Origin of the sequence: Tannerella forsythia (genome assembly GCF_001006485.1) — a bacterium.
Taxonomy (GTDB): domain Bacteria; phylum Bacteroidota; class Bacteroidia; order Bacteroidales; family Tannerellaceae; genus Tannerella; species Tannerella forsythia.
Genome location: NZ_JUET01000083.1, coordinates 1 through 25,533 on the forward strand (window position 1 = coordinate 1; position 25,533 = coordinate 25,533).

The following is a 25,533-nucleotide window of genomic DNA, read 5'->3' on the forward strand; positions in this document are numbered from 1 at the left end:
ACTCAATTTATGGGATGACGGTAATAGTCGACACAATACGGTGTGCACTTGACCTTCCTGAATTGAGAGTATAGAAACTATTCGTTCGCAGCATCGCCAAAAGCCATTAAAGAATACTTGAATATTACTTCTACAATTGAAGTCGAAGAACCGGTTTCCGTAATTACTCAAGATAAATCTAAATGCAGACTCTTCATATCTCTTGATTCTTAAAAGATCTTCTTTCGGATACAGGCATAGTAGATCATCTAATGCTGCTGTCTGATTCTCTAATGCTGCTGTCTGATTCTGAGATAAGAGCGCCATGCATCCTTTAGATAGCCAAATAATTCGTTGTTTCAACGGATTCCAAATGTAACAAATGGAAGACTCAGAAGATGAAGTGTTTCGAAGGGTAGAAATAACACCATAAAGAAAGCTATTTTTCTTTAAATCAATATCATAAATATCGATATATTCGTTAGGATAGGTTGAGTCTATATTCACATGCATAAGTAGATATGGTATTAATTACATAAGAAAACTAAATAAAAATTCACTGCTGCAAACTTACAAAAAAATCATTGGATTATACACCAGTCTAATAAAAAAGTTGAGCTCACAATCAAATCTCTACATGAGAACAACGTGCCATACGCACTTATTTGTTAATTATGCGAATCCAGCGTTAAAAGATAAGGTACAAAAAAGCGATCGCCAACTTTCCGTAGATGTGAACTAACAGTCCGTTGATAGATATTACTTTCATCGCTCTTTGAATATTTGTTTTTTCGTTCAGCCAATTGAAGAAAGCCCCAATAGGTTGTCCAACTTTTGAAACAGCCGTAGAGAAGAGGGCATTAAAGGCTTTGTCTCTTTGTTTTAGCTCTTCACATTGCCCTTTGATAGCTTTAACGGGAGTAAGCATTTCTATTTGTTGAAACTACACGAGCAGAAGGCTTTATTTGCGGTTCCAACTTTTTCATGTACATTTGCACGGCGCGAATCATAATAGGCTTGAGCACATGGCACGAGAAAATCAGACTGAACAAGAACGAGACGAAGAAATGCTGTTCGGGGAAGAAGTCCGGACAAATGGAAATGCGTATTCCGACGATGAAATATCTGAAACATCGGAGGCGGAAGAGATCGCAGAAGAAGGGGATGTATTACCTTCGCGCTCCGGCTATACTGTGCCGGGAGGAAGTGATGCGGTCCATCATCTGCCGGGGATGTATCAGAGCTGGTTTCTCGACTATGCCTCATATGTGATTCTTGAACGTGCCGTACCGCATATTAACGATGGATTGAAGCCTGTTCAACGGCGTATCCTGCATGCGATGAAACGGATCGATGACGGCCGTTACAACAAAGTGGCCAATGTCGTAGGGCAAACGATGCAATTTCACCCGCATGGCGATGCGTCGATCGGAGATGCTTTGGTGCAGCTGGGACAAAAAGATTTATTGATCGATTGTCAAGGGAACTGGGGAAATATCCTGACGGGCGACAGCGCCGCCGCACCGCGATATATCGAAGCACGTCTCTCCAAATTTGCTCTCGAGACGGTGTTCAACCCTAAAACAACTCTTTGGAAGCTCTCGTACGACGGTCGTAACAAAGAGCCGGTTAGCTTACCGATCAAATTCCCGTTGTTGCTTGCACAGGGAGCCGAAGGCATTGCTGTCGGACTTTCGTCTAAAATTCTACCGCATAATTTTAATGAGTTGATCGACGCTTCGATTGCGCATTTGCGAGGGGAGGAGTTCAAACTCTATCCCGACTTTCAGACGGGTGGGCTGATCGATGTCTCGAAATATAACGACGGAAGTCGAGGAGGCATGGTCAAAGTACGTGCGAAGATCGGTAAGATCGATAACAAAACGCTCGTGATTACGGAAATTCCGTTTGGTCACACGACCGGGTCGCTAATTGATTCGGTCATCAAGGCGAATGATAAGGGCAAAATCAAAATTCGCAAGGTGGATGACAATACCGCCAAAGATGTTGAGATTCTGATTCATTTAGCACCGGGCGTATCGTCCGACAAGACGATCGATGCGCTTTATGCCTTTACCGACTGCGAAAAAAGCATTTATCTGAACTGTTGCGTTGTCGAAGACAACAAGCCGCGCTTCATGTCGGTCAGCGAAGTGCTGCGCCACTCGGCGGATCAGACGTTAAGCCTGTTGCGCCGCGAACTGGAAATTCAGAAAAGCGAACTGCTTGAGTCGCTCTTTTACGCTTCGCTGGAACAGATTTTTATCGAAGAACGCATCTATAAAGATTCGGAGTTTGAGAATGCAAAAGATATGGATAAGGCCGTGGCACATATCGACCGACGGCTGGAGCCTTTCAAGCCCGATCTGATCCGTGACGTCACGCCCGACGATATCCTTCGACTGATGGAGATCAAAATGGGACGCATCCTGAAGTTTAATGCTGACAAAAACGAAAAACTAATCGCCCAGCTGAAGAAGGACCTTGCGCAAGTTGAGCAGCATCTGGCCAATATGGTCGGTCATACCGTCGCGTGGTTCTCGTTACTGAAGGAAAAATACGGATCTGCCTATCCGCGACGTACGGAAATCCGCAGCTTCGATACAATCGAGGCGACGAAAGTCGTTGAAGCCAATGAGAAGCTGTATATTGACCGCAATGAAGGATTTATCGGTACAAGCTTGAAAAAGGACGAATTTGTTTGCAATTGTTCCGACATCGACGATCTCATTCTGTTTTATCGAGACGGCACGTACAAGGTCATACGCGTAAGTGACAAAATCTTTGTCGGCAAAGGCGTTATTTATGTCAATGTCTTTAAACGGAACGATAACCGTACGATTTACAACGTCATCTACCGTGACGGAAAGATGGGGCGCAACTTCATTAAACGATTTGCCGTTACAGGCATCACGCGCGATAAAGAATATACGGTAACGAGGGGCGTGGAAGGATCACGTATCCTTTATTTCAGTGCCAACCCAAACGGAGAAGCCGAGACGGTAAAGATTGTCCTTAAACCCAAATTACGTCAGAAGACCCTCGTTTTTGAGAAAGATTTCAGTGAGATTTTGATCAAAGGCCGTGCCTCGATGGGAAATCTTTTGACGAAAGCCGAGATCCATAAAATTACTTTAAAGCAAAAAGGTAGCTCTACCCTTGGCGGCCGTCAAGTATGGTTTGATCGTGATGTGTTACGTCTCAATTACGATGGGCGTGGCGAAGAGCTAGGAGAATTTCAGAGCGATGACCAGATTCTGGTCGTGCTCCGCAGCGGTGAGTTTTATACGACCGACTTCGATCTGAGCAATCATTATGAAGAAAATGTTCTTTTAATCGAACGGTACGACAGCCGTAAGATATGGACGGCCGTGCTCTATGATGCCGACCAGAAATACGTTTATCTCAAGCGTTTTCAGCTTGATGCCGGCGGGAAGCGACAAAACTTGATGGGAGAGAACCCGGAGCACCGCCTCTATTTACTTACCGACGAAGCGTATCCCCGCATCGAAGTGCTTTTCGGCGGGCACGACAGCTTCCGTGAACCGCTGACAGTCGATGCCGAATCGTTTATCGGCGTCAAGAGTGTCAAGGCGAGAGGGAAACGTATCAGTACCTATCAGATAGAGACGGTCAATGAACTGGAACCGATGCATTTTGCTCCTGAAGAGGAAGACAACAGACCGGTGAGCGTGCACGATGAAGAACCGGAAGAACGTGAGGAACAACAGATGAACCTCTTTGATGTATAGAAAAACAGAACGATAAATGTATGAAGAAGACTGTTTGTTTTTTTTGTTTTTCGGTATTCACCCTTGCACTGCATGCACAGGCTAACGAGCCGCATCGCTCTGTGAATGAGGCGACACTGATCGGTTGCGGAGGATATAAGATCAAGAATACCTACCTCTCGGCCGTTAAGTATAATGGGTGGGGGATAAACGTGTTGAACGAACGGATGAAGCTGATACGTCCGCGTATCTCTCGACAGCAAACACTTCACCTCGATGGGTTGACGGTGAGTCATCCTGCAGGAACAAGCCGCACTTATGCGGGGTTCATCGATTATGCTTACGGATTGCATTATCATTTCCGTGCGACTCCCGATCTGAAAATTCTGGCGGGAGGCGCGGCCGGTGCCATGCTCGGTTTTGTTTATAATATGCAAAACGGCAACAACCCGGCAGCATTACACGTCGATCTGGATATGCGTCTCTCCGCTGCAGTCATTTATACCTTCCGTCTGCACCATTACCCGTTGACGGTACGTTACCAGACGGCGCTCCCGATAGCAGGGGCGCTTTTCTCGCCGCATTACGGACAGTCGTATTACGAGATATTCGGTGTCGGCAATTCGGATGGCGTTATTCAATGCTTTTCTTTGCACAATAAGTGGGCCTTCCGCAACTACCTGACCGTCGATCTGCCTGTCGGAAACTGGACGGTTCGTCTTGGCTATCTGAATGATCTTTATCAGACGAAAGTGAATGGTATTCGAGTAGATTACGGGTCACACAGTTTCATGGTCGGGATGGTGAAGGAATGGATTTCGTTGGGCGGTAAGCGTCTTCGAAAAACGCAGTTGTATCAAAGCGCATATTATTGAGAGATGAAATATTATTTGAAAGGTCTCTTATTCTTCGTGGTAATCCTGTTTTCATCTTGTGAGAAGGCTGATAATTATACGATGGATGCGCGTACCAACTTCGAAGCGCTCTGGACCATTATGGACGAGCATTATTGTTTTTTCGAATATAAAGATGTAGACTGGAAAAAGGTATATCGAAAGTATAGTCCTCAGGTAACGGATACGATAGATCGATACCAATTGTTCGATTTGTTGGGGAACATGCTGTCCGAACTGAAAGACGGACATACGAACCTTGTATCGCCGTTTAATATCGCTCGTTACTGGTCTTGGTACGAAGATTATCCGGCCAACTTTAATCGGGAAATACAAAAGAATTACCTTGGTACCCGTTATTCTATTGCCGGAGGGATGAAATACCTGGAATTACCGGAAACGAAAATCGGCTATATATACTACGGAAGTTTCTCGAACAGTGTCGGAGAGAAGAATCTGGACGAAGTGTTCTTTGCTTTCCGAAAATGTAAAGGATTGATCATTGATGTACGTGATAACGGTGGCGGCTCACTGACTAATTCCGACCGCATTGCATCCCGCTTTCTGAAAAAGAAAATCGTAGCGGGATACATCCTCCATAAGACGGGACCTGCACATGACGCTTTTTCCGAACCGTACCCGATCGAACTGAAGCCCTCGAACCACCTTCGCTGGATGCGCCCGGTCGTGGTGCTTACAAACCGGCACAGCTACAGTGCGACGAACGACTTCGTGAACAAAATGCGACTCCTTGATCAGGTGACTATTATGGGAGACCGGACAGGAGGAGGAAGCGGACTCCCCTTTCACTCCGAACTTCCTAACGGATGGACGGTACGCTTTTCAGCCTCTCCGATACTCGATGCCGACAAACAACATACCGAAAACGGCATCGATCCGGACATCAAAGTGGATATGAAAAAGGAAGATATGGAGAAAGGGAAAGATACCATCATCGAAGAAGCCATTCGTTACATTGGTTCAAAGACAGAGAAGAATTGAGTCGTTTATAAATCCTCCTTTGTGTGTGGCTGTTGTATGCCCCCGGGTCTGGATGCTTTCTGGAATGGCCTTCCGTGTAATCCTGACAAGGAAGGGCATAGGGCGCCACCATAACCTACAATATCCTGTTTTTTAATTATCTGAAAGGAATTTTACCGGACTGGCCCGAGAAGACAAAACAACGGCAAAGTGAAAATAAAAAAAAATCCATACCTTTGCAAGTTACAATAGCAGGGATAAAAACGGTAATAAAATATGCGCGATTGTAATAAAAACAAAAAAACACTATGGGAAAAATTATCGCATTAGCAAATCAGAAAGGCGGTGTTGGGAAGACCACCACGACGATTAATCTGTCTGCATCATTAGCGGCTTTAGAGAAGAAAGTGCTGGTAGTCGATGCCGACCCGCAGGCTAACGCTTCTTCAGGATTAGGTATTGATATCAAAAATCTGGACTGTTCTCTTTACGAATGTCTTATCAATGGTGAAGAACCGCAAAAGGCAATCGTAAAGACCGAATTGGAAGGATTGGACGTGTTTCCGTCACATATCGATCTGGTCGGGGCAGAAATCGAAATGCTGAATATGGAGCAGCGAGAGCAAATCTTAAAGCGGATCATCGAGCCATTAAAAAGTGCATACGACTATATTTTGATCGACTGTTCTCCGTCATTGGGGCTGATTACGGTGAATGCACTTACGGCTGCCGACTCGGTGATTATCCCCGTTCAGTGTGAATATTTTGCGCTGGAAGGGATCAGCAAATTGCTGAACACGATTAAGATTATCAAGTCGAAACTAAATCCGGCGTTGGAAATCGAAGGTTTTCTGATTACCATGTACGACTCGCGCCTGAGGGTGGCTAACCAGATTTATGAAGAGGTGAAACGCCCGTTCCAGGATTTGGTATTCAAAACGGTCATTCAGAGGAATGTGAAATTGGTGGAAGCGTCGAGCTTCGGAAGTCCTATTTTGCTTTATGATGCGGACTCGAAAGGGACGACCAATCATATGCAACTGGCACAGGAAATCATTGAAAAAAACAAATAACAGATGGCCAAACCGAATAAAAACAGATTGGGACGCGGACTGGAGGCCCTTCTTACTCCACCGGATGAAGTGACAACGAGCGGCTCTTCATCGATCAGCGAAATTGAACTGACCCAGATTGAACCGAATCCGGATCAACCCCGTTCGATCTTCGAGGAGGATACGCTGAACGAACTTGCTCAGTCTATCCGTACTTATGGCGTCATTCAGCCGATTATTCTGAAAGATACCGGCTCGGGTAAATACCTGATCATTGCCGGTGAACGCCGTTATCGCGCAGCCGTTAAAGCAGGACTCGAAAAAATACCGGCGTACATTAAAACCGCAGCCGATGAAAATATCGCGGAAATCGCCCTGATCGAGAACATACAACGTGAAGACTTAAATGCGATCGAAACGGCACTGGCTTATCAGAAACTGATCGATTCGAACGGCTTCACACAGGCAGAGCTGAGCGAACGTGTCGGAAAAAAACGAACAACGATTGCCAATTACCTGCGCCTCTTGAAACTTCCGGCAGAGATACAAGTCGGGTTGAAAGATAAACGCATTGATATGGGACATGCACGCGCCATGATTTCAATCGATGATCCCGAAGTCCAGCTGGCGCTCTATGAACAGATCATCACACAAGGATTATCGGTCAGAAATGTAGAAGAGCTGGCGCGAAATGCTTCGACCGGAGAAGACGTGAAGCTTCAGGAAGCAACCTCACCACAACCTTCCCGCAAAATTTTGCCGGAAGAATTTAAAATCCTCAAGGAGCATCTTTCATCGTTCTTTCAAACGAAAGTAAAGCTGACCTACAACGAAGAAAATGGGAAAGGAAAGATCACGATACCGTTCCAGTCGGAAGGAGAACTGGAAGATATCATGAGACTTTTAGACCGCATGAAAGAAAGATAAATCAAAGAGGAAGGCTTCTCATGAAGGATCGGTGTAGGAAAATGATCGGTATTTGGTTGTGTGTCGTGGGTTGGACAGGCTTTTCTGCGGAAGGAAAAGCGCAGGAAGTGATCACGGCAGCAGAAGATACGATCCGTATACCGGCAAACGTAACCATAAAGCCGTGGATAGGGACAGACACTGTGAGCATGAGCCATACACCTGCTTCGTTTAAACCCAATCCGAAAAAAGCAGTTGTTTATTCGGCTATCTTCCCCGGATTGGGGCAGATTTATAACCGGAAATACTGGAAATTACCTCTTGTGTATGGAGGATTCATGGGATTCATTTATGCCGTGACGTGGAATAACAAAAACTATCGGGACTATTCGGAAGCCTATCTGCATATCGTCACGGATAATCCGGCGAAACCCGATACGTGGCATTCGAGCTGGCAGAATTTTGTGCCGGCAGGTAGAGATTCGAAAGATTATATCTCAAATGCGAACTTCAGAAGTAATCTGAAAAGCGGAAAAGACTATTACCGTCGTTATCGCGATTTGAGTATTATTCTTACTGTTGCGTGGTATTTTCTTTGTATTGCAGATTCTTATGTTGATGCTCAATTGTTCGACTTCGATATATCGAGCGATCTGTCTTTGCATCTCGAACCTGTTGTGGTACCGTGTACAAATTACAGTCCGCAACTGTACGGACTCAATTGTAGTATAAAATTTTAATGATATGAAGAAGATTTTTTTTGCTCTGTGGATAGGCAGTTTGGCGGTGCCGGCTATTTCAGCCCAAGACGACCGTAACGGTATCCGTCCGGATATGACAAGCTATTCCGTTTTATCGACTGACTCGGCGTATGAAGCTATCGGACTGATACCTGAAGTAATGGACGAAAATGTGAAAACCTTGCTTCAGAGCTGGCATGCCCAGTATTTTTCACAGACGGAGAGGCATTGTCTGGATGACAATGAAAACGTTTATTTCGCCGATGAAACTTACCGTGACCGCTTAGCCCGTATTCCCAGTATCATTCCACTCGATTATAATCCGGTGGTGCGTAACTGCATCAGCTTGTATGCCGATCGTCGTCGCGATCTGGTACGATACATGATGGGGATGGCGGATTTGTATTTCCCGATTTTTGAACAAATCTTAGATCAGTACCATTTACCGCTCGAATTGAAATATCTGGCTGTTGTCGAGAGCGCACTCAATCCACGGGCTTTGTCGAGGGTCGGAGCCGCCGGTCTCTGGCAGTTTATGCTTCCCACCGGGAAACTTTATGGATTGGAAATCAACAGTTTGATTGACGAGCGGTTAGACCCCTATGCTTCCACACATGCGGCTTGTCGCTACTTTAAAGATATGTATGCAACTTTCGGCGACTGGCATTTGGTGCTCGCATCCTATAATTGTGGCCCCGGTAACGTAAACAAAGCGATCCGGCGTGCCGGGGGACGAACGAATTTTTGGGATATCTTTCCTTATTTGCCGAAAGAAACACGCTCCTACGTGCCTCTTTTTATTGCTGCAACGTATATTATGACGTATCATTGCGAGCATAACCTCTGTCCGATGCAGACGAGCCTATCTGTTGCTTCAGACACGGTCATGGTTCGAAAAATGCTACACCTGCAGCAGGTCTCCGATCTTCTGAAAGTAGACATGGAACTTCTGAAGACTTTTAACCCACAGTATAAACGCGAGATCATTCCGGGCAACATCAGGCCTTCCGTACTGAAACTACCGGTGCAGGCCACGTATGCTTATCTTGATCACCAGGATACGATCAATCTTCATCGAGCGGAAGAGCTTTTGGGAAATAACTTGTCGGGAGGTGAACCGTCTGCTGCGGCAAACGAAGTGGTTAATTCAACGCAGGAAATCATCAAACATACCGTAGAGTCTGGTGAAAATCTTTATATTATTGCGAATCGGTATGGGGTCACCGCCCAAAACATTCGTAAATGGAATCGGTTGAAATCTAATCGGGTGCCACACGGAAAACGGCTGGTCATTCACGTTGATAACGGAGGGGTCCGTTATGGAACCGAAACACAGCAGGAAATCAGCAATTTGGCGGCAACCGTATCGACGGGCTCTCAGACGACCGCTTCGTCATCATCAACCGCCAAGCCTCAAACGCAGAAAAGGTCAATGAAGAGTCAGAAAGGATATGTGTCGTATAAGGTAAGGTCCGGGGATTCTCTTATGAAGATTGCCCGGAAATATCCGGGAGTCACGGTTACACAAATCCAATCAGCGAACCGATTGAAAAACTCAACAATTCATGCCGGTCAGATCTTAAAAATACCGGTAGGGTGATAAAAGAAAAAACATGAATACACAAGAAGAGCTGCTCGTTGCGGAGGAGCAAATGGTGCAAGAAGAATTCAACCGCCTGCTCGACGATTATTTTCATACGAATCACCGGCGGAAGATTGAACGTATCACCAAAGCTTTTAATTTTGCCCATCAGGCACACAAGGGCGTAAGACGCCGTTCGGGCGAACCTTATATCATGCACCCTCTGGCGGTAGCTCGCATCGTATGCAATGAAATGGGGCTTGGCTCTACTTCGATTTGTTCCGCCTTGTTGCATGATGTGGTTGAAGATACGGAATATACGGTCGAAGACATTCGCAATATGTTCGATGATAAAATTGCGCAGATCGTGGATGGTCTGACCAAGATCAGCGGGGTCATCTTCGATGAGCAAGCATCGGCTCAAGCCGAGAACTTCCGTAAATTGCTGCTCACGATGAGCAGCGACATCCGCGTGATCCTGATCAAGATGGCCGACCGCCTGCACAACATGCGAACACTTAGCTCCATGCTCCCGGCTAAGCAGTATAAGATTGCCGGGGAAACCCTGTTTTTATATGCTCCATTAGCACATCGGCTGGGACTGTTCGCGATCAAAACAGAATTCGAAGACCTTAGCTTCAAATACGAACATCCTCAGGAATACGAAACCATCAACCAGAAGCTCAAAGCTACCGAAGCAGCTCGTCAGCGTCTGTTCGAGAAATTTGCCAAACCGGTAGATCAGAAGTTGCAGGCTATGGGACTGACGTATGAGATGCGTGCCCGTGTCAAATCGGCCTATTCGATCTGGAACAAGATGGTCTCGAAGAATATCCCTTTCGAAGATATTTACGATCTCTTTGCCGTTCGTATTATTTTCGAGCCTAAAGAGGGGGTGGATGAAAAGAATCTTTGCTGGGATATCTATTCGGCCATTACGGATGTTTACCGTATTCGTCCCGACCGACTCCGCGATTGGGTAAGCAGACCAAAATCAAATGGCTATCAGGCGCTTCATGTAACGGTGATGGGGCCTGACGGACAATGGATCGAAATACAGATTCGCAGTCGCCGAATGGATGACATTGCGGAGAAAGGCTTTGCGGCTCACTGGAAGTACAAGGAAAAGCACATCGAAGAAGATACGGAGCTGGATAAATGGCTGGCTACAATTACCGAAATTCTGGAAAGTCCGAATCCCAATTCGCTCGACTTCCTGGATACAGTCAAGATGAATCTTTTTTCATCCGAAATTTTTGTTTTTACTCCGAAAGGAGATATCAAAACCCTTCCTCAGGGATCGACAGCGCTTGATTTTGCATATACCCTGCATACCAATATTGGAAATAGTTGCATCGGAGCGAAGGTGAATCACCGGCTTGTGCCATTGAGCCATCCGCTATCGAGCGGAGATCAAGTGGAAATTCTGACATCCCGTTCGCAGAAGCCGGCTCCCGAATGGCTGAACTATGTCGTGACGGCCAAGGCGCGAACAAAAATCGAAGCTTATCTCAAACGCGTACGTCGGGAAGCTGTCAGAGAAGGTGAACGTAAACTGCTGGAAGCGTTTAAAAAATCCGGTATTGAGCCTACCGCCTCACGGATGGACAAGGTGGCGATCTATTACGGATTTTCGTCACGTGAAGATTTTTGCTACGCGATTGAGAAAGATGATATGCCTCTTTCAGACAACCTCAAAAAACTGATTCAGGAGAAGACGGACAATGTACTCTTCAAATACCTGAAACAGGCGCTTCGGGTAGGGAAGAAGAAGGAAATACAGTTTCCGATTCAACCCGAAAGCAGTAAGAAAAAAATCGCGCAGTACGACCGAAAAAAGGCGTATGTGCTCAGCGAAAACAAATTCGATCGGAACTATGTCGTAGCCAGTTGTTGTAAACCGATTCCCGGAGATGAAGCATTGGGATTTATCAATGATGACGGGAGCGTGGTCGTACACAAAATATCATGCCCGATTGCGACACGACTGAAAAGCAGTTTCGGCGAACGGATTCTCTCCACGGTATGGAGCAACCATATCAATACCTCGTTCGAAGCAACCCTCGAAGTCAAAGGAATCGACTCTATCGGAGTTCTGAACACGATTACGAAAACCATTTCGAACGATTTCAATGTGTATATTCAGAAATTATCCATCGAAGCCAAAGACGGGGTCTTCGAAGGGAAAATCAAGATGATGGTACACAATGTGGAGGATATTCAGAAACTGTGTGTGACCCTTTCGAAAGTCAAGAATGTCAAATCGATCACTCGGATTGCGGATTAATACAAGGATAAAAAACTGGGGGGGGGATGTTCCTCTGCGTTCGATCCTTTGTCATTCAGAGCGTAAGCGAAGAATCTCCTTTCTTTTCCGGGGTGAGATTCCTCACTGCGTTCGGAATGACAAGAGGAGGTGTTCGGAATGACAAACGCGGTTATTTGCGTTGATTTGCGCCATTTGCGAAATTTGCGTTCGGATACCGTGTACCCGGCATAACCATTGACCATTGACCATTGACAATTGAATTACGTCAGGCTTTCAGCCCTCCGCCGAGGGGGAGGGACGCCTTTTTTCCCAACGCTTCGCTTCGCTGCACATTGGGCTGAATTAACGCGCCCTTTCAGGGCTTTTACAGCGGGCAGCTAAACACCTCAACAATTCAACACCTCAACAGCTCAACACCTCAACACCTCAACACCTCAACACCTCAACGCCCCGAAGGGGTTAGCTCGCCCGAGGCCCAAGGGCTGAAAGCCCGACATATTTCAGCCCCATCCCGCAAGGGTGGGGTATCGATGTTTATATCCCGGCGGAGGGCTGAAGGCCTGAATTAAATTCATTTTTATTTCTTCTATTGCGGAATCCGGGTTTAATGTTCCGTTTAACCGCACGGGTTATACGTTTAACCGGATTCGTGATCCGTTTAGCCTCCGGAGGTGTTCCGTATCACCTTTTTGACGTTCCGTTTCTTGTTTTTAAGGTTTCGTTTCACCTCCGGAGGTGTTCCGTTTAGCCTCAGAGGCATTCCGTTTAGCCGGATTCGTGTTCCGTTTCTCCTTTTTGGTGTTCCGTTTAACCGGTTTCGTGATCCGTTTCACCTAAGGAGGTGTTCCGTATCACCTTTTTGACGTTCCGTATCTTGTTTTTAAGGTTTCGTTTCACCTCCGGAGGTGTTCCGTTTAGCCTCAGAGGTGATATATAATATCATAAAGGTATTCCGTATCATTCCGGAGGTGATATGCACCATTTCGGCAGCCTCCCGTATGATGTGCAAAGGCCCGATCGGGAAGCGCGCCCTTCTCTCCCTCTCCCTCACGTTTGCCTGCCGAAAAGGGGAGAGAGAGCCTTACATGGTGGGGCCTTCCGTTGCCAGAGCATTCATCACCAAATACGTCATATAGACGAGGAAACAGAGCACCATGACGATGCCTTCCCAACGTGTAATCATCTGCTTTTTAAAGAACCGGCCGAAGATGAACAACATGATACACGAACCGAGCATAACGGCATAGTCAAGAAAGGTAATGCCTTGTACACGCAGCGGGTAAATCGAAGAGCTGACACCCAGTACCAGAAAGATATTGAACAGGTTCGAACCGACCACATTCCCGATCGCCATCTGGGGATTCTTTTTCCATGCCGCTACGACCGAGGTGGCTAACTCCGGTAAGGAGGTGCCTCCGGCTACCAATGTCAGTCCGATGACCGACTCGCTTACACCCAGGCTGCGTGCAATCTGCGATGAGCCATCGACAAAAAACTGACCGCCATAAATTAACCCCACCAGTCCGGCAACGATAAATAGCGCAGATTTCCCAATCGGCATTTCCTTTATCGCCTCCGTCTCGTCTCCTTCTGCATGACTACGGGCAATGGCAAAGGTATATCCGAAAAATATCAGAAAGAAACCGAGCAAAATCACACCGTCGGAACGGCTGAGGGTATTTTCGGTCGATCCATCGATCAAGAGGTCATTGGCAGATACCATCAGTACGACTGATGCTAAAATACATAAGGGTACCTCTTTCGTAATCGTGCTTTTAAGCACGCCCAATGGAACGATCGCTGCTGTAAGTCCTACAATCAGGAGCGTGTTGAAAATATTACTGCCTACTACATTGCCCATAGCCAGATCAGGACTTCCCTTCAGGGCGGAAACAACGCTTACGGCCAGCTCCGGCGCCGAAGTGCCGAAAGCCACAATCGTCAGGCCGATCACTAAATTCGAGATGCGAAACCGCTTTGCCACAGCGGCTGCTCCGTCCGTCAAAGCGTTGGCCCCGATTAAAATTAAAATCAAACCGGCAATAACCATTCCTACTGCCAAGACGCCATTGTTTATCATTTGCTTATTCTTTTTGTGCTTTTTCTGCTTTGTTCAGCGCTTCGATCATTGAAACCAAAGCCGCACGTACCCCGTGAAGCCTGTCCGATATTTCTAAGATGCGAACCGTCGTTTCTCTGTTCTCTTTCAGCTTGCGGCGTGCTCCGGATAACGTCATGCCGCGTTCTTTTACCAGATGATAAATCAACCGGATTTGCTCGATGTCCTCCTGACGATAGTAACGTGTTCCTTTTTTCGTTTTCCGGGGAGAGATCTCATCAAATTCTTTTTCCCAAAATCGCAGGGTCGATTCATTCAATCCAAATAATTGTGCTACTTCTCCGATCGAGAAATAGAACTTTTCAACTTTCTGCTGTTTCGGAACCATGGAAGTGTTAATCCATTACCTGACCGTGATTCTCCGATATTTGAAGCATATGATCATATTCTTCGGGACTCAGATCCTGGAAATAATATTTGGCAGGATTGTCGGGCTTGTTATTCACCAGGACCTCATAATGCAGATGAGGGCCGGTCGATTTTCCAGTACTCCCCACGGTACCGATCGTCTCGCCGCGAGTTACTTTCTGCCCTACACGCACAAAGTATTTTTCCATATGACCATACAACGTTTTGTAGCCGTATCCGTGGTCGATGATCACACAATTGCCGTACCCCTGTCGCCAGCCTACAAAAGAGACTTGACCATTGCCGGTAGCATAGATGTCGGTACCGGTAGGTGCAGAAAAATCCATGCCGGAATGAAAGCGGAGCGTACGGTAAATCGGATCGATGCGCATGCCGTAGCCCGAGGCCGTTCGTTTGAGGTCTTTATTCGATACGGGCTGGATGGCCGGAACGCAACTACTGCGTTCTTCCAGTTTTTTCCCCATGGCAATCAATTCTTCCAATGAATTGGACTCGATATAAAGTTGTTTCTTTAGCATATCCAACTTCGTCGTCGTTTCAATTACCAGCTCGGAGTTGGAAAGACTGGTCAGATATTCGTACCGGTTCGTGCCACCGAACCCCGACTTACGAACCGATTCGGGAATCGAGTGTGCCTGAAAAATGGCACGGTACAAATTTTCGTCCCGTTGTTGAATGTCATCCAGCACCTTCAACGCTTCGGTGAGTTGCAGATCGAGTACCTCATATTGTGTTTGCAACAGTTTGTTTTCCTTCTGCAACAAAGACTCCATGGGCGATGAGAACGTGCTGATGAAAATAAAGAAAACGACAAAGCCAAAGAAAAGCCCGATACTCAAATGCCTGACAACGGAAAAAAAACGTTGCCTGGCCGTAGGATATACGCGTTCATAGTTTAACGTATCCGGATTGTACAAATAATATATTTTCTTCGACTTAAACAGTCCCATTCTTAAAGTCTTCCTTTGAATCAGGTTGCAAATATAAGATTTTACTCTATTTTTGCAAAATATTTTAAAGGTTTTACAAGCACACCTGTTCGATTAATATGCTAACAGCAAAGGAAATTCGCGAATCGTTTCTGTCTTTTTTTGCGTCAAAAAGACATCACATCGTACCCTCGGCTCCTATGGTGGTCAAAGGCGACCCGACCCTGATGTTTACCAATGCCGGGATGAATCAATTCAAAGATATCATTCTCGGCAATGTACCGATTAAATATCCCCGTGTGGCGGATTCGCAAAAATGTTTGCGCGTCAGCGGGAAACATAACGACTTGGAAGAGGTGGGACATGATACCTATCATCATACCATGTTCGAGATGCTCGGAAACTGGTCGTTCGGCGATTATTTCAAGAAAGAAATCATCGCTTGGGCATGGGAATATCTTGTAGATTGTTTGCACCTCGATCCGGAACGGCTCTACGTGACGATCTTTGAAGGCAGTCCGTCCGAAAACATCGACCGCGACAATGAAGCGGCACAATACTGGGAACGGTTTTTGCCACAGGACCATATCTTGGAAGGAAACAAACACGACAACTTCTGGGAAATGGGCGATACCGGTCCGTGTGGCCCCTGCTCCGAAATCCATGTCGACCTGCGCCCCGAGGCCGAGCGCCGGGCAACGCCCGGAGCTGCACTCGTCAACCGAGACCATCCGCTCGTCATCGAGATATGGAACCTCGTATTCATGCAATATAACCGCAAAGCCGACGGCACGCTCGAATCGCTCCCGAACCATGTGATCGACACGGGTATGGGCTTTGAGCGGCTTTGCATGGCCTTGCAGGGAAAGACCTCGAACTACGACACCGACGTCTTCCAGCCCATCATCCGAGCTATTGCCGATATGACGTCGACACCTTATGGAACCGATAAGGAAAAAGACGTAGCGATGCGTGTCATCGCCGACCATATCCGCACCATCGCCTTCTCAATTACCGACGGGCAGCTGCCGTCGAATGCCAAAGCCGGCTATGTCATCCGCCGTATACTCCGGCGTGCCGTGCGTTACGGATATACGTTCCTCGACCGGCGCGAAGCATTCATGTACAAGCTCCTTCCGGCACTGATCGACACCATGGGGACGGCATACCCCGAACTCATTGCTCAGCAGGAACTGATCGGCAAAGTGATCCGGGAAGAAGAAAACGCATTCCTGCGTACACTCGAAACCGGTATCAGAATGCTCGACAAAAAAATAGAAGAAGCAAAAGCAGCCGGACAAAACATGCTGAACGGCGCTCATGCGTTTGTGCTTTACGATACCTACGGCTTCCCGCTTGACCTCACCGAACTGATCTTGCGCGAACATCGGATGACCGTCGATACCGCGGCTTTTGATGCGGAGATGCAGAAACAAAAAGAGCGGGCGCGCAATGCCGCTGCAATCGAAACCGGCGATTGGATCGTGCTCCGCGATGGTGAAACCGATTTCGTGGGGTATGATCATTTCGGATGCGATGCGGAGATTCTGCGCTACCGGAAAGTAAAACAAAAAAATAAGGAACTGTATCAGATCGTACTCGACAAAACCCCTTTCTATGCGGAGATGGGAGGACAGGTAGGCGACTGCGGCTGGCTGATTGCTCCGGATGGCGAAAAAACGGAGATTATCGATACCAAACGCGAAAACAACTTACCCGTACATCTGGCTCGGAAGTTGCCGAACAAGGTGTCCGGTACGTTCACCGCTCAAATCAACAAGCAGATGCGTATCCGTTGCGAATGCAACCATTCGGCTACGCATCTGCTGCACGAAGCGTTGCGCGAGGTGCTGGGTACGCACGTCGAACAGAAAGGATCATACGTGTCGCCCGAATCGTTGCGTTTCGATTTCTCCCACTTCCGGAAACTGACAGATGAGGAAATCCGCAAGGTCGAAAGGGTGGTCAACCGGAAGATACGTGAAGATTTGCCACTGCAGGAATATCGCGATATCCCGATCGCGGAGGCTAAAGCGATGGGCGCAATGGCGCTCTTCGGTGAGAAATATGGCGACGAAGTGCGTGTAGTCCGTTACGGATCGTCCGTTGAATTGTGTGGCGGTACGCATATACCGAAGACCGGGATGATCGGTTCGATGTACATCGTGAACGAGAGTTCGATCGCGGCCGGAGTACGCCGTATCGAAGCGGTGACGGCCGAGAGTGCCGAGACGCAGTTCTATCTTGCGCAGGATGCCATCCGCGAGTTGCGTGCCATGTTCAATAATGTGCCGAACCTTGCCGTGACCATCCGCAAGTCGATCGAGGAGAACAGCGAACTGAAGAAGCAGCTGGGCGAATATATGAAAGAAAAGGCGGCTTCGATCAAGCAACGAATCCTTTCGCACGCTATCGAGCGGAATGGCGTCAAGCTGTTTGTTTTCAACGGCGAAGGGAACCTCGATATCTTTAAAGATATTGCATTCCAGATCAAAGGAGAAAATCCTAAGGACGAACGGGCATGTTTCATCGCGGGCATTGAAGACCATGATAAGTGCGGACTGATTGTCGCACTCAGCGATGCACTCGTGGCCGACGGATGGGATGCTTCACGACTCGTTAAAAGCGGCGCCAAACACATTCGGGGCGGTGGCGGCGGACAGCCGCATTTCGCCACGGCCGGCGGCAAAAAGAAAGACGGTTTGAACGCAGCCGTAGAAACCATCCTTGAAGAAGCCGGTTTGAAATAAACGATGGTGCTTATCACAAAAGATATTGCCGGGGAACTGACATCGTATCTTGCGTCGCATAAATACGACCGGACGTATATCCTGACCGATACGAATACGCGTAATGCTTGTCTGCCGCTTCTGCAGCCCGTGCAGACGCTCAGGCAGGCGGAGGTCATCACGATCGAGGCCGGAGATACGCATAAAGACATCGAACAGGTTGCCCGAATTTGGACGATCCTCTCGCAAAGCGGAGCATCCCGCCATTCTCTGCTGATAAATCTCGGCGGTGGGATGGTGACCGACCTCGGCGGGTTCGCGGGGGCGACGTTCAAACGCGGACTGCATACGCTCAATATCCCTACGACGCTTATGGCCGCCGTCGATGCGGCTGTGGGCGGAAAAACGGGCATTAACTACAACGGACTGAAGAACGAGATCGGAGCATTCTACCCGCCTGATGCGGTGCTGATCAATACGGTCTTCCTGCGTTCGCTCGACCGTGACAATATCCTCTCCGGCTTTGCCGAGATGCTTAAGCACGGATTGATCAGCGATGAGAACCATCTGAACAGCCTTCTCGCGTTCGAGATCGAGGGGAGACAGATCGACATAGAACCGCTGCACGCGTTGGTTGAGACTTCGGTAGCCGTTAAAGAACGCATTGTCAGTGAAGACCCCAAAGAACAGGGAATCCGTAAAGCGCTTAATTTCGGCCATACCGTCGGCCATGCACTCGAGAGTTTGTTCTTTGCAAAGCATCACCCGATCCTCCATGGTCATGCGGTAGCCGCCGGGATGGTTTGCGAATTGTATCTGTCGCATAAACAGTGCGCCATGCCTGTCGAGGTCTTGCGGCGGACGGTGAATCTGATCCGTAGCGGATACCCCTCGCTCGCTTTCGACTGCCACGATTACGAAGCCTTATACGAGCGGATGACCCACGATAAGAAGAACGAAGGAGGACGTATCCGCTTTGCGTTGCTGGAAGGGGTCGGCGATATCCGTATCGATCAGGAGGTAGATAAGAAGCATGTTTTCGAATCGCTCGACTTCTACCGCGAAACAATGGGGAGGTAGAAAGTCGGATATTTCTTATGTTTCTGAAAAGGAAGGCATCGTTTCGGATACGGTCATAACAATTTGTTTTGAAGTTCTTCGCAGACGCCTTTGGGAATGGAAACGGTATAGCTTTCGGCAGGCGTAACGAGCGTACACGAAGGCTTCTTGGTATTTAGCTAAAAATGATTATCCGCAATTCTTCCTGTTGTAAATTTTTGATTTGAAGTTTGGCGGATAACTCACAGCGTCGATCAATAATCTGTAATTGCACTTTTTAGCTGTATGAGCGGGATTCTCTTTTCGGTTTTATAGAGGAAAGATAACTAAAAGGGCTGAATTCCAAGCGAGGAATCCAGCCTTAATTTTTATCCTTCAAAAAGTTTTAGCGAACATCCATAATTTCGGATAGATCAGACTACGTTTAAGCAGATGTGTTACAGATGAATCACAAAGAGTTAAGCATCCGTACCTGAAACACTTTTTTAGTCCTTTTGGGGAGGGAAAAACTTGCGTTCGAGAGGATAGGATACTAACAACCCGAGTCCTCCGAAGAGCAATACGCATGCCGTGAGCGATATTTCAAACAGTTTACGATCAGCCCACTGGTTCATATCGTATCCGGCGCTGACAAGCATCGTCTGGATTATGACTCCGATCAACAACCCTATTCCGACTCCGATCAACAGACAACCGACACGTAATGCCGTAAATGAATGTGCAAATAACTCTTTGTCATCAATTCCCACATCTCCCACGGCATTCATTTTCTCAATCATCAACAACCGTTCTTTCCGCCGGGCATACAATCCGATCAACTTATACGTATAATAAAATACGATCCATACAACAAAAATAGGTACTAATTCTGACATATTGTTAAAATTTTAAATGGTAAGTAATTTGTTTACCCTTTTGACGTACGTCTCGAAAAAAAGTTACACTCAATAAACGGCCCTTCTCTTTTTTCCGTCAGTTGAAAAGCGACCAGTTCGGATCGTCAACATGCGACTGTTCCATAAGCACCCGTAACTCATCGGCTTTTTGCGGATAGTCAGTAATAACATTTTGATTTTCCGACGGATCGGAGGAGATGTTGTATAATTCGTAAACGCCTCCGTCTTTGCGGATATTCTGCCGGATCAGCTTCCAATCACCTTTACGAACAGCTTGCCGTCCGCCCAGTTCCAGAAATTCGAAATACAGATAATCGCGGTTTGTTTGCTTTCCTTTACCGGTGATTGCAGGCAGTATGCTGATACCGTCGGTCTGCACGTTTCGAGTTCCCGTCAGTTCGGCAAAGGTAGGCATCCAGTCCCAGAAAGCACATACGAGGTCGTTACTCGTTCCCTCAGCCACATGTCCTTTCCATGCAACGATCATCGGCACACGAATACCTCCTTCGTAGAGGTCGCGTTTATAGCCTCGAAAGATGCCGTTACTGTTGAAGAAGTCCGGATCGGCGCCTCCTTCCTGATGCGGCCCGTTATCGCTGGTGATGATGATCAACGTGTTATCATACACTCCCAGCTCTTTCAGTTTTTGCACAATCTGCCCGACATATCTATCGAAACGGCAGACCATGGCGGCGAAAGTGGCGCGCGGATAAGCCTGAGAGCAGTAACCGCCCTTACGGAATGTCGGCCCGTCGTCGATGCCGCGATAAGGCTTCTCCGGATACATTCCGCTGAACGTACGGAGGATACTGTCTTCGGGTACAAGCAGCTCGGCATGAGGCAGCACACAAGGCACGAAAAGGAAGAACGGCGTACGGTGATGTTCGTCGAGAAAAACAAGGCATTTCTCGTGAATCAGGTCTTGCGCATACGTACCGAACGCACCGTTCTCGTTGTCGGGAAATTCGATGCGCCGGCCATTGTGCCAGATATGATCGGGATAATAATTATGCGCCAGCAGTTGGCAGTTGTATCCCCAGAACTCATCGACGTATTGTCGGTTCGGATCCCCCTCCGACCCGGGCGATCCTAAGCCCCATTTCCCAAAGGCTCCGGTTGTATAGCCGGCCTCCTTGAACAGTTTAAAGAAAGTATTCGTGCCATGTGGCAACGGAAATTGCCCTTCAGGCTTTACTTCCTTGTTCCCTCTCACACACGTATGTCCCGTATGAAGGCCGGTGAGCAGACTGGCACGTGAAGGGGCGCTGACCGTTGTGCCGGAATAACATTGTGTGAAACGCATGCCATGCAGCGCCACACGGTCGATCTCGGGTGTCCGGAACTTTTCCTGTCCGTAACAACTCAAATCGCCGTACCCTAAATCATCAGCAATGATAAAAACGACATTCGGCCTATCCATCGGATATTTTATGTTTTGCGCCGTAGCTGTTTGGCCTGCGACTAAAAGCAGTGATCCGGAAATCCAAAAAGCCGGTTTTGCGGGATGTCTCATGATGTTTCCGTTTGTATGTATAACTCGTTCTGCGAATAATGCGAATCAATGGCAAACATACAAAAAAAATCATGATCTTATCTGCCATCCGAAAAAACAAGCCCTGTTCGCCCTTTTACAGAACCGTATAACAATCAAAGGAACATGACGGTTATACTAAATTCACACGTAGTCTCGGCCGCAAAAAGAAGCATAGGGCAGACAGCAGCTTTGCCAAAAATATATCGTACCTTTGGCGACAAAATAGAACATTATAATCACTAAACAATTTCGATATGGAAAATACTCGACGCAATTTTTTGAAGAAAGTAACGGCTGCCGGTATCGGTGCCGCAGGACTGGCTGTGACCGATCAGGCCATGGCCGCAGTAAATCAGCCGGGCGAAGCGGCACAGCAAAAGAAGAAACCGGCAGGCAAGTCGGACGGCATGCTACGCTTCGGCTTTATCGGTACCGGTTCGCGCTGCCAGGAACACATCAACAATGTGTTAGGCATACAGGGCAACAAGATCGTAGCCATCTGCGACATACAAAAAGGACCGTTGGAGAAGACGTTGAAGCATATCGCCAAGTTCAACGTACCCGAGCCGAAGGTGTACACCGGCGGCGAGCGCGAGTTTGAGAAGATGCTGAATAATGAGGAGTTCGACTGCGTGATCATTGCCAGTCCGTGGGAATGGCACGTGCCGATGGCTGTCGCGGCGATGAAGGCCGGTGTGCCATACGTCGGTGTCGAAGTATCGGCCGCCAATACGGTCGAAGAATGCTGGGACCTCGTCAATGTTTCTGAAGCGACGGGCTCACACCTGAATATCCTCGAAAACGTATGCTATCGCCGCGACGTGATGGCCGCGCTACGGATGGTGCGCGAGGGTCTGTTCGGCGAGATGATACACGGCACATGCGGCTATCAGCACGATCTGCGCGATGTCAAGTTCAACGACGGCATACATTACACCTATCAGGAAGGCGGCGAGCTGCGGATGGGTCCCACGGCCTACGCCGAAGCGCAATGGCGCACACAGCACTCCGTCACCCGTAACGGCGACATCTATCCCACACACGGCATCGGACCGGTGGCCAACTGCCTGAATATAAACCGGGGCAACCGCTTCCTGTCACTCACTTCGATGGCCACCCAGTCGCGCGGGTTACACAACTTCGTCGTAGACAAAGGCGGAGCAAACCACCCGTATGCGAAGATTCACTTTAACCTCGGCGATATCGTCACCTCGATGATTAAATGCGCCAACGGGCAGACCGTCATCGTCACGCACGACACCAACCTGCCCCGCCCCTATTCGCTTGGCTTCCGCATTCAGGGCACGCGAGGGCTGTGGATGAACGACGGCAACCATGTCTATGTCGAAGGACAGTCGAAGCCTCATCGCTGGGATGCGTCGGATGACTGGTTTAAGAAATACGACCACAAGTTGTGGAGCACCCTCGAATTGAAGGCCAAAGAAGCCGGTCACGGCGGGATGGACTACATCATGATGTATGACTTTATCGATGCGATCCGCAACAAGAAACCGACGCCGATGGACTGCTACGACGCGGCCGCATGGAGCGCCATTTCGGGGCTGTCGGAAATGTCGATTGCACGTGGAGGAGCGGTGGTAGACTTCCCCGACTTCACACGCGGGCAGTGGATTCATCGCCAACCAGCTTTTGCCTTATAAACCGGTCGGGGCGTATCCGATATCCGAAAAAAAGAAATAAAATCATGTTTCTCCTTTTTTCTTTCTAACTTGCGCCCCCAACAATAGAAGAAGATGAAACAATAGATAATCGAATATGAAAATCTCCCTTGAAAGCACGTTGCCTTCGTATCCGAAGTTTCGGGAAGGCATACGCCGTGCCCCTGATCGCGGTTTCCGCCTCTCTCCGGCACAAACCGAAACCGCGCTAAAAAACGCCCTGCGCTATATTCCGTGCGAACTGCATGAGACACTTGCTCCCGAATTTTTAGACGAGCTGAAAACGCGTGGAAAAATCTACGGTTACCGCTACCGCCCCGAGGGCGACCTGAAAGCCAAGCCCATCGACGCATACCGAGGAAAGTGCATCGAAGGCAAAGCTTTTCAGGTGATGATCAATAACAACCTCTGTTTCGATATCGCCCTCTACCCATACGAGCTGGTTACATACGGCGAAACGGGACAGGTATGCCAGAACTGGATGCAGTACCGTCTGATCATGAAGTATCTGGAAGAGCTTACGCAAGACCAAACACTCGTAATCGAGAGCGGGCATCCGCTCGGCTTATTCCGCTCCAAGCCCGACGCACCGCGCGTGATCATTACCAACTCGATGATGATCGGACAGTTCGATAACCTCGCCGACTGGGAGATCGCCGCACAGATGGGTGTCGCCAACTACGGTCAGATGACGGCCGGCGGATGGATGTACATCGGTCCGCAAGGGATTGTGCACGGCACGTTCAACACCCTGCTTAACGCCGGACGCATGAAGCTGGGCGTACCGCAGGACGGTGACCTGCGCGGACATCTCTTCGTCTCGTCCGGATTGGGCGGCATGAGCGGCGCACAGCCGAAAGCCGCCGACATTGCCGGTGCCGCATCGATCGTAGCCGAAGTTGATTATTCGCGTATCGAAACGCGCCACTCGCAAGGATGGGTGCAACGCATCACACCCCATGCCGGCGAAGCGTTCGAATGGGCGCACGATGCCATGAAACGCCGTGAACCACTCTCCATCGCTTATCACGGAAACGTGGTCGACCTGCTCGAATATGCGGTGGAGAAGAACATCCATATCGAACTGCTGAGCGACCAGACGTCCTGCCACGAACCCTACAGCGGAGGATATTGTCCAGCCGGCATCTCGTTCGAAGAACGCACGCGACTGCTCAAAGAAGACCGTGAGAAATTCCATACGCTCGTCGACGCCTCGCTCCGACGCCATTTCAACGTCGTGAAAGAGCTTGTAGCCCGCGGCACCTACTTCTTCGACTATGGCAACTCATTTATGAAAGCCATCTACGACAGCGGCGTGAAAGAGATCTCGAAAAACGGCATCGACGACAAAGACGGGTTCATCTGGCCGTCATACGTCGAAGACATCATGGGGCCCGAACTGTTCGACTACGGCTACGGCCCCTTCCGCTGGGTCTGCCTCAGCGGCAAACACGAAGACCTGATCAAGACCGACTGTGCCGCCATGGAGTGCATCGATCCTCACCGCCGCGGACAGGATATGGACAACTGGATTTGGATTCGCGACGCCGAGAAGAACCGGTTAGTGGTAGGCACACAAGCGCGTATCCTCTATCAGGATGCCGTAGGACGGATGACCATCGCACTGAAGTTTAACGAGATGGTACGCAAGGGCGAGATCGGCCCCGTTATGCTCGGCCGCGACCATCATGACGTGAGCGGCACCGACTCCCCCTTCCGCGAGACCTCGAACATCAAGGACGGTAGTAATGTGATGGCCGACATGGCCGTACAGTGCTTCGCCGGCAACTGCGCCCGCGGGATGAGCCTCGTAGCGCTGCATAACGGAGGAGGCGTGGGCATCGGCAAAGCCATCAACGGAGGCTTCGGCATGGTGTGCGACGGCAGCGAACGCGTCGATCAGATTCTGCGTTCGTCCATGCTCTGGGACGTGATGGGAGGTGTAGCCCGCCGCTCGTGGGCACGCAACGCGAACGCCATGAGTACCGTCGCCGAATTTAACCGGTCGCATGCCGACGGGTATCATATCACGGAACCGTATCTGGTGAATGAGGAGTTGATAAAGCGCATACTCAAACAGGAGTAA

The 25,533-nt window shown here is 48.6% G+C and carries 18 protein-coding genes; 12 read left to right on the forward strand and 6 right to left on the reverse strand.

Annotation, left to right across the window (positions count from 1 at the left end):
• Nucleotides 1-667 precede the first annotated feature (667 nt).
• A complete protein-coding gene (locus Tanf_RS08460; protein WP_014224176.1) occupies nucleotides 668-907 on the reverse strand; it encodes a hypothetical protein in 240 nt (79 codons plus the stop codon).
• Nucleotides 908-1,046: 139 nt separating this feature from the next.
• On the opposite strand from Tanf_RS08460, the gene Tanf_RS08465 reads away from it, so the two are divergent.
• The 8 genes from Tanf_RS08465 to Tanf_RS08500 all read left to right on the forward strand — a co-directional run bounded on the left by Tanf_RS08465 (nucleotide 1,047) and on the right by Tanf_RS08500 (nucleotide 12,151).
• Nucleotides 1,047-3,731, forward strand: a complete 2,685-nt coding sequence (locus Tanf_RS08465) for a DNA gyrase/topoisomerase IV subunit A (protein ID WP_046825603.1) — start codon at nucleotides 1,047-1,049, stop codon at nucleotides 3,729-3,731.
• Nucleotides 3,732-3,751: 20 nt separating this feature from the next.
• Nucleotides 3,752-4,585: a DUF3316 domain-containing protein gene (locus tag Tanf_RS08470; RefSeq protein WP_014224178.1), complete on the forward strand. Its 834-nt coding sequence runs from the start codon at nucleotides 3,752-3,754 to the stop codon at nucleotides 4,583-4,585.
• A gap of 3 nt (nucleotides 4,586-4,588) precedes the next feature.
• On the forward strand, nucleotides 4,589-5,605 hold the full coding sequence (locus tag Tanf_RS08475) for a S41 family peptidase (protein ID WP_014224179.1): 1,017 nt from the start codon (nucleotides 4,589-4,591) through the stop codon (nucleotides 5,603-5,605).
• 287 nt (nucleotides 5,606-5,892) lie between these two features.
• The gene (locus tag Tanf_RS08480) at nucleotides 5,893-6,657 is read left to right on the forward strand and encodes a ParA family protein (RefSeq protein WP_014224181.1); all 765 of its coding nucleotides are present in this window, start codon (nucleotides 5,893-5,895) and stop codon (nucleotides 6,655-6,657) included.
• Nucleotides 6,658-6,660: 3 nt separating this feature from the next.
• Nucleotides 6,661-7,563 carry a ParB/RepB/Spo0J family partition protein gene (locus Tanf_RS08485; protein ID WP_014224182.1) on the forward strand — a complete coding sequence of 301 codons (903 nt, stop codon included), beginning with the start codon at nucleotides 6,661-6,663 and terminating at the stop codon, nucleotides 7,561-7,563.
• 20 nt (nucleotides 7,564-7,583) lie between these two features.
• Nucleotides 7,584-8,282: a DUF5683 domain-containing protein gene (locus tag Tanf_RS08490; protein WP_046825554.1), complete on the forward strand. Its 699-nt coding sequence runs from the start codon at nucleotides 7,584-7,586 to the stop codon at nucleotides 8,280-8,282.
• Between the two features lie 4 nt (nucleotides 8,283-8,286).
• Complete coding sequence (locus tag Tanf_RS08495; RefSeq protein ID WP_052449057.1) at nucleotides 8,287-9,882, forward strand: lytic transglycosylase domain-containing protein; 1,596 nt, start codon at nucleotides 8,287-8,289, stop codon at nucleotides 9,880-9,882.
• Between the two features lie 13 nt (nucleotides 9,883-9,895).
• Entirely contained in the window at nucleotides 9,896-12,151 is a 2,256-nt protein-coding gene (locus Tanf_RS08500; RefSeq protein WP_046825555.1) for a RelA/SpoT family protein, read from the forward strand.
• Nucleotides 12,152-13,214: 1,063 nt separating this feature from the next.
• Here the strand turns inward: Tanf_RS08500 and Tanf_RS08510 are convergent.
• From Tanf_RS08510 to Tanf_RS08520, 3 genes are read right to left on the reverse strand one after another with little or no spacing between them, the layout of a single operon-like run.
• Complete coding sequence (locus Tanf_RS08510) at nucleotides 13,215-14,213, reverse strand: calcium/sodium antiporter (protein ID WP_087879746.1); 999 nt, start codon at nucleotides 14,211-14,213, stop codon at nucleotides 13,215-13,217.
• A gap of 4 nt (nucleotides 14,214-14,217) precedes the next feature.
• Nucleotides 14,218-14,580, reverse strand: a complete 363-nt coding sequence (locus Tanf_RS08515) for a MerR family transcriptional regulator (RefSeq protein ID WP_014224190.1) — start codon at nucleotides 14,578-14,580, stop codon at nucleotides 14,218-14,220.
• A 7-nt stretch (nucleotides 14,581-14,587) separates the two neighbouring features.
• Nucleotides 14,588-15,571: a M23 family metallopeptidase gene (locus tag Tanf_RS08520; RefSeq protein WP_014224191.1), complete on the reverse strand. Its 984-nt coding sequence runs from the start codon at nucleotides 15,569-15,571 to the stop codon at nucleotides 14,588-14,590.
• A 98-nt stretch (nucleotides 15,572-15,669) separates the two neighbouring features.
• Between Tanf_RS08520 and alaS the strand changes: the two genes are divergently transcribed.
• Together alaS and aroB are read left to right on the forward strand one after the other, a co-directional pair.
• Complete coding sequence (gene alaS, locus Tanf_RS08525) at nucleotides 15,670-18,300, forward strand: alanine--tRNA ligase (RefSeq protein WP_046825557.1); 2,631 nt, start codon at nucleotides 15,670-15,672, stop codon at nucleotides 18,298-18,300.
• 3 nt (nucleotides 18,301-18,303) lie between these two features.
• Nucleotides 18,304-19,359 (forward strand): 3-dehydroquinate synthase, encoded by a 1,056-nt coding sequence (aroB, locus tag Tanf_RS08530; RefSeq protein WP_046825558.1) that lies wholly within the window; start codon nucleotides 18,304-18,306, stop codon nucleotides 19,357-19,359.
• A gap of 464 nt (nucleotides 19,360-19,823) precedes the next feature.
• Here the strand turns inward: aroB and Tanf_RS08535 are convergent, their stop codons facing one another.
• Together Tanf_RS08535 and Tanf_RS08540 are read right to left on the reverse strand one after the other, a co-directional pair.
• Nucleotides 19,824-20,213: a DUF6249 domain-containing protein gene (locus Tanf_RS08535; RefSeq protein ID WP_014224196.1), complete on the reverse strand. Its 390-nt coding sequence runs from the start codon at nucleotides 20,211-20,213 to the stop codon at nucleotides 19,824-19,826.
• Between the two features lie 97 nt (nucleotides 20,214-20,310).
• Nucleotides 20,311-21,747 (reverse strand): arylsulfatase, encoded by a 1,437-nt coding sequence (locus Tanf_RS08540; protein ID WP_046825559.1) that lies wholly within the window; start codon nucleotides 21,745-21,747, stop codon nucleotides 20,311-20,313.
• Nucleotides 21,748-22,022: 275 nt separating this feature from the next.
• On the opposite strand from Tanf_RS08540, the gene Tanf_RS08545 reads away from it, so the two are divergent.
• Together Tanf_RS08545 and hutU are read left to right on the forward strand one after the other, a co-directional pair.
• Nucleotides 22,023-23,429, forward strand: coding sequence for a Gfo/Idh/MocA family protein (locus Tanf_RS08545; RefSeq protein ID WP_046825560.1), 1,407 nt, complete (start codon nucleotides 22,023-22,025; stop codon nucleotides 23,427-23,429).
• A gap of 115 nt (nucleotides 23,430-23,544) precedes the next feature.
• Entirely contained in the window at nucleotides 23,545-25,533 is a 1,989-nt protein-coding gene (hutU, locus tag Tanf_RS08550; RefSeq protein ID WP_046825561.1) for a urocanate hydratase, read from the forward strand.

Excerpts from the sequence above, each read along its gene's own strand:
- Tanf_RS08460 (WP_014224176.1), bottom strand. The coding sequence starts at position 907 with ATGCTTACTCCCGTTAAAGCTATCAAAGGGCAATGTGAAGAGCTAAAA.
- Tanf_RS08465 (WP_046825603.1), top strand. The coding sequence starts at position 1,047 with ATGCTGTTCGGGGAAGAAGTCCGGACAAATGGAAATGCGTATTCCGAC.
- Tanf_RS08470 (WP_014224178.1), top strand. The coding sequence starts at position 3,752 with ATGAAGAAGACTGTTTGTTTTTTTTGTTTTTCGGTATTCACCCTTGCA.
- Tanf_RS08475 (WP_014224179.1), top strand. The coding sequence starts at position 4,589 with ATGAAATATTATTTGAAAGGTCTCTTATTCTTCGTGGTAATCCTGTTT.
- Tanf_RS08480 (WP_014224181.1), top strand. The coding sequence starts at position 5,893 with ATGGGAAAAATTATCGCATTAGCAAATCAGAAAGGCGGTGTTGGGAAG.
- Tanf_RS08485 (WP_014224182.1), top strand. The coding sequence starts at position 6,661 with ATGGCCAAACCGAATAAAAACAGATTGGGACGCGGACTGGAGGCCCTT.
- Tanf_RS08490 (WP_046825554.1), top strand. The coding sequence starts at position 7,584 with ATGAAGGATCGGTGTAGGAAAATGATCGGTATTTGGTTGTGTGTCGTG.
- Tanf_RS08495 (WP_052449057.1), top strand. The coding sequence starts at position 8,287 with ATGAAGAAGATTTTTTTTGCTCTGTGGATAGGCAGTTTGGCGGTGCCG.
- Tanf_RS08500 (WP_046825555.1), top strand. The coding sequence starts at position 9,896 with ATGAATACACAAGAAGAGCTGCTCGTTGCGGAGGAGCAAATGGTGCAA.
- Tanf_RS08510 (WP_087879746.1), bottom strand. The coding sequence starts at position 14,213 with ATGATAAACAATGGCGTCTTGGCAGTAGGAATGGTTATTGCCGGTTTG.
- Tanf_RS08515 (WP_014224190.1), bottom strand. The coding sequence starts at position 14,580 with ATGGTTCCGAAACAGCAGAAAGTTGAAAAGTTCTATTTCTCGATCGGA.
- Tanf_RS08520 (WP_014224191.1), bottom strand. The coding sequence starts at position 15,571 with ATGGGACTGTTTAAGTCGAAGAAAATATATTATTTGTACAATCCGGAT.
- alaS (WP_046825557.1), top strand. The coding sequence starts at position 15,670 with ATGCTAACAGCAAAGGAAATTCGCGAATCGTTTCTGTCTTTTTTTGCG.
- aroB (WP_046825558.1), top strand. The coding sequence starts at position 18,304 with ATGGTGCTTATCACAAAAGATATTGCCGGGGAACTGACATCGTATCTT.
- Tanf_RS08535 (WP_014224196.1), bottom strand. The coding sequence starts at position 20,213 with ATGTCAGAATTAGTACCTATTTTTGTTGTATGGATCGTATTTTATTAT.
- Tanf_RS08540 (WP_046825559.1), bottom strand. The coding sequence starts at position 21,747 with ATGAGACATCCCGCAAAACCGGCTTTTTGGATTTCCGGATCACTGCTT.
- Tanf_RS08545 (WP_046825560.1), top strand. The coding sequence starts at position 22,023 with ATGGAAAATACTCGACGCAATTTTTTGAAGAAAGTAACGGCTGCCGGT.
- hutU (WP_046825561.1), top strand. The coding sequence starts at position 23,545 with ATGAAAATCTCCCTTGAAAGCACGTTGCCTTCGTATCCGAAGTTTCGG.